The organism is Betaproteobacteria bacterium, assembly GCA_016791345.1.
GTDB lineage: Bacteria > Pseudomonadota > Gammaproteobacteria > Burkholderiales > JAEUMW01 > JAEUMW01.
The window spans coordinates 1-3063 of sequence record JAEUMW010000192.1 but is presented as its reverse complement, the minus strand read 5'-3'; the positions used below and the strand labels follow the sequence as shown (position 1 = coordinate 3063).

General features: G+C 66.4%; 5 protein-coding genes. 2 read left to right on the top strand and 3 right to left on the bottom strand.

The genetic code is table 11. The features are described from left to right. The 3 genes from JNK68_07325 to JNK68_07315 form a co-directional block, all read right to left on the bottom strand. A partial coding sequence (locus JNK68_07325; GenBank protein ID MBL8540168.1) for a TolC family protein occupies positions 1 to 301 on the bottom strand: 301 nt, incomplete at its 3' end. Beyond that, positions 277 to 681, bottom strand: coding sequence for a TolC family protein (locus JNK68_07320; protein ID MBL8540167.1), 405 nt, complete (start codon positions 679 to 681; stop codon positions 277 to 279). The genes JNK68_07320 and JNK68_07325, both read right to left, overlap by 25 nt. After that, entirely contained in the window at positions 659 to 1078 is a 420-nt protein-coding gene (locus tag JNK68_07315; protein ID MBL8540166.1) for an efflux RND transporter periplasmic adaptor subunit, read from the bottom strand. Before JNK68_07315 ends, JNK68_07320 begins: the two co-directional genes overlap by 23 nt. Before the next feature lie 204 nt (positions 1079 to 1282). Between JNK68_07315 and JNK68_07310 the strand changes: the two genes are divergently transcribed. After that, positions 1283 to 1612, top strand: a complete 330-nt coding sequence (locus JNK68_07310; protein MBL8540165.1) for a hypothetical protein — start codon at positions 1283 to 1285, stop codon at positions 1610 to 1612. Between the two features lie 78 nt (positions 1613 to 1690). Beyond that, positions 1691 to 3063, top strand: a 1373-nt coding sequence (locus JNK68_07305) for a xanthine permease (protein ID MBL8540164.1), incomplete at its 3' end; no start/stop codon positions are given.

The window sequence follows — 3063 nt, the reverse complement described above, 5'->3', positions numbered from 1 at the left end:
CCGCCGCCGTCTGCTCCTCCTGCTCTTTCGGATTCCATCCGCCCCCCAATGCCTTGCAGAGCTGCACCACCGAGTCGAGATATTTCCGTTGCAGCTCGGAGAGTTTGAACTCGGCTTCCAGGAGGCTGCGATCGGCGTCGAGCACCTGCAGGAAATTCGTGTAGCCGACGAAGTAGCGCTTCCGGACGAGACGATAGCGCGTGCGCTCCGCCGCGACCGCTTCTTCCTGCGCGCGCTTCTGCTCGCCGTATCTCTCGTGCGCAACGAGCGCGTTGTTCACTTCCTCCAGCGCCTTGAGCACTGCCGGTACTGGTCGGTGGCGACCTCGTATTGCGCCTTGTGCAAGGCGAGATTGCTGTCGAGCTTACCGGCAGTGAAGATCGGCTGACTGATCGCTCCGCTCACGAGCCATTGCTGGCGCAGTCTGCCTTCGTTGGTGAAGTTGATGAGCTCGGTGCTCGATTCGCCGAATACACCGGTCAGACTGATCTGCGGGAAGAAGAGCGAACGCGCGGCGCCGATCTGCGCGTTGGCGGCAATCAGTTTTACCTCGGCTGAGAGGATGTCCGGCCGGCGCTCGAGCGGCGTGGCGGGCAGGCCGGCGGGGATCTGCGGCGGAAAGACCTGCTCCGCCAGCGCCTGTCCGCGCGGGATGGCGTCAGGCGGACGCCCGATCAGCACGCTCAGGCGATTCGACGCTTACGCGCACGAACATGCCGGGCAGCAGGATCTGCCGCGGATTCGGAAACACGGCGCGCGCGGTGAACGTGCCGGTCTCCTTGTTGACGATCACGCCGCCGAAGTCGAGGCTGCCCACGGCGGGATACGCGGCGTCGTCGGGCAGCGTGACGCGCACCGGCATGGCGCCGGGCGCGAGCGCGTTCACCTTCCCGCTTTCCTGCGCCTTGCGGAAGGCGAAGTGATCCTTGTCGGTGACGTTGAACGTGACGTAGACCGGGTCGATCTGGTCGATGACCGTGAGCTGCGAGTTCGGTCGCACGAGCGCCGCTTTCTGCACCTGCGTGCGCGCGATGCGGCCGGCCTGCGTAGCGTCGATGTTGGTGTAGCCGAGGTTCACTCGCCAGCGCGACGGCGGCCGCGGCTTCGGGGCGGAGGTGGCCGGTTCGCGATCTGAGGGATGATCTTCATTGTTGCGCGCGGAGCCTGCGCCGCCCTGGCGACTCGCCGCGGGCCGCCCTGCCGGCAACGGTTGGTATCATAAGCGCCGGCCGGATTCTGCGCGACGCGTCGGCCGGCAGCCGTTCAAACAAGGGGTGAAACAATGAAGACGTTCTTGATCGTGGTCGGGTCCCTCATCGTCGGCGCATTCATCGGCGGGTTCCTCGGGCTCGGCGGCGGCGCCCTGGGCGGCGCGGTCGGCGGGATGATCGTGGGGACGCAGACGGGTGTGTGCGTCGCGGCCGATGCGGCGACACAGGCCGGCTTGATCTCCGCGGAGAAGGCGAACGAGCTGATTGCAAAGTCCGTGGAGCGGATTCGCTTGAGCCCGAAAGCGCAAGCGGTGGCGAACGCGCCCGACATCAAGTGGGTGGCGAACGTGAAGGATTGCGACGAACTGCGGGCCGAACTGACGAGACCGCCATCGAAGTGACGGGAGCAGGGCGCTGAAGGACGTTCCTGAAGCAGCGCTGGAACTCACATGCACTCCGCGGCGCGACTTCCGCCCGGAATGATCTACGGCGTGAACGACACGCCGCCGCAGATCGTCACCCTGCTCAACGGCCTGCAGCACGTCGGGCTGATCGCGATCTACCTCGTCTACCCGCTGCTCGTTTTCCGCCTTGCGGGGACGGCGCCGGGCGTGATCGCCAATCTGCTGGCGATCGCCATGCTGGTCCTCGGCGTGGCGACCTTTCTGCAGGTGCTGCGACTGGGCCCGTTCGGCTCCGGATACATGTGTCCGAGCACGTTCACCGCGATCTATCTGTCGCCGTCGCTGGTGGCGGCGACCATCGGCGGCCTGCCCCTGGTGTTCGGCATGACGATGTTTGCGGGAGCGCTGGAGGTGGCACTGGCGCCGCTGCTGCAGCGTCTGCGCCCGATCTTCCCGCCGGAGATCTCCGGTCTCGTCGTCTTCATGGTCGGAGTGTCGGCGGGGATGGCCGGGGTGCGATCGCTGCTCGGGGCGCAGGCCGCGCCGGTCGCTGCGGCCGAATGGTGGGTGGGCGGCATTACGTTCGCGACCATGGTCGTGCTGAACATCTGGGGTACGGGAATCGTGCGCATGGTGTGCACGCTGCTGGGCCTCCTCGCAGGCTATGCGGCGGCCGCCGTTACCGGCATCGTCGGCGGCAGCGAGATGGCGCTGGTGGCGCATGCATCGACGTTCGGGCTGCCGGATTTCAGCACGGTTTCGTGGTCGTTCGACGTCGGGCTCGCCGTGCCCTTCGCGATCGCGAGCGTTGCCGCCGCCATGAAGGTGATGGGAAACATCACGGTGTGCCAGCGCACGAACGACGCGAACTGGGTGCGCCCGGACATGCGCTCGATCACCGGAGGCGTGCTGGCAGATGGCGCCGCGACGGCGCTGGGCGGGTTCGTCGGCGCGGTCGGGACGAATTCGTCCACGCCGTCCGTGGGGCTGGCGGCAGCGGTGGGGGTGGCGAGCCGACAGGTCGCCTATGCGATAGGTGCGCTGTTCCTGCTGCTCGGCTTCTTCCCCAAACTGGCCGCAGCGCTTGCCGTGATGCCGCGCCCGGTCATTGTCGCGGCACTGCTGTTTTCCGTTTCGTACATCATCATCAACGGACTCCAGGTGATGACCTCGCGCCTGCTGGATGCGCGGCGCACGCTGGTGATCGGGCTGTCCATCATCGCCGGCACGGCAGTCGAGGTCTTTCCCACGCTCGCAGCGGGTGTGCCGAAGTCACTGGCACCGTTGTTCGGGTCCTCGCTGGTATTTTCCACGGTGATCGCGCTTAGCCTCAATCTGCTGTTCCGACTGGGCGTGCGCAAGACCTTGCACCTCGAAGTCGATCCTTCCGACTGGAAGGTCTCGCAGATCGACGATGAACTGCGCAAGCAGGGCGGGATCTGGGGCGC